A 1,424-nucleotide genomic window follows, 5' to 3' on the forward strand; every position below is an offset into this window, starting at 1 on the left:
GCAGACGGCCCAATGCCACAGACACGCGAGCACATCTTGCTTGGCCGTCAAGTTGGCATCCCGTACATGGTTGTTTACATGAACAAAGTTGACCAGGTTGACGACGAAGAGTTGCTCGAACTGGTTGAAATGGAAATCCGTGAGTTGCTGTCTTCTTACGAATACCCTGGCGACGACATCCCTGTGATCCCTGGTTCTGCGCTTGCAGCCATGGAAGGCCGCGATGAAAACATCGGTGCTGACTCAATCAAAGCTCTGATGGCTGCGGTTGACGAATATATCCCAACACCAGCACGTGCAGTTGACCTGCCGTTCTTGCTGCCAATCGAGGACGTGTTCTCGATCTCTGGTCGCGGTACTGTTGTGACTGGCCGTGTTGAGCGTGGCGTTGTGAACGTTGGTGACGAACTCTCTATCGTTGGTATCCGTGACACACAGAAAACGACCTGCACAGGCGTTGAAATGTTCCGCAAGCTGCTTGATCGTGGTGAAGCAGGCGACAACGTTGGTGTTCTTTTGCGCGGTATCGACCGTACAGGCGTTGAGCGTGGTCAGGTTTTGGTCAAGCCAGGTTCTGTGAACCCACACACTAAGTTCGAAGCAGAAGCCTATATTCTGACGAAAGAAGAAGGCGGTCGTCACACACCATTCTTCGCGAACTACCGTCCACAGTTCTACTTCCGTACAACTGACGTGACAGGGACTGTTGTTCTTCCTGAAGGCACAGAAATGGTGATGCCGGGCGACAACTTGAAGTTCAACGTTGAGCTGATCGCACCAATCGCCATGGAAGACGGCCTGCGCTTTGCGATCCGCGAAGGTGGACGTACTGTTGGTGCGGGTGTTGTATCTAAGATTACTGAGTAATCTTAGATCGAGCGCGCGTGGGTGAGACGGGCGTTTCCTTCGGAAGCCCCTGAGACCCCAAAGCGCTAGAGACAATCAAGAAAGAAGGCCGCATCCAAATGGACGCGGCCTTCTTGTTTTAAACTGGGTTGAATAAACCTGACGCAATTGAAGCGAGGAAGAGAATGTTTCAGAGTAAGCGAAGCATTCTCGCTAAAGATATCAACACAATTCTCTTAGGCCGCATTTTCATGTGGTGTGGGCGCCGCCTCAACGAAGTCACCTGGTGAATCGTGAAAACGCGAAACCAGTGTATTCATTTCACCGGCTTTTTGTTGAAGTTGCCGAGAAGATGTCGCCGTACTGTCCGCCAACGAGGCATTTTTTTGAGTTGCTTGGTCCAAGGCAGTAATGCCAGAATTCATTTCTGTTAGCCCGCTTGCCTGTTCTTTAGCGCTTGTTGCGATTGTGCGAATATTGCTGGAGACTTGGCTAACACCAGAAAGAATATTCTTGATGGCATCTCCCATATCATTTGCCAATTCAACGCCTCGTTTGACGCTTTCCTCACTTTTGGA

General features: G+C 50.7%; 2 protein-coding genes. One reads left to right on the forward strand and one right to left on the reverse strand.

Features of this window, described 5'->3' with window-relative positions:
* Window positions 1-867: elongation factor Tu (locus J3L16_RS15765; protein ID WP_207614020.1), on the forward strand; the 867-nt coding region annotated here is incomplete at its 5' end.
* A 215-nt stretch (window positions 868-1,082) separates the two neighbouring features.
* Here the strand turns inward: J3L16_RS15765 and J3L16_RS15770 are convergent.
* Window positions 1,083-1,424, reverse strand: a 342-nt coding sequence (locus tag J3L16_RS15770; protein WP_207614021.1) for a hypothetical protein, incomplete at its 5' end; no start/stop codon positions are given.

The sequence above is a fragment of the Alteromonas sp. 5E99-2 genome (assembly GCF_017368475.1).
Lineage (GTDB): Bacteria > Pseudomonadota > Gammaproteobacteria > Enterobacterales > Alteromonadaceae > Alteromonas_F.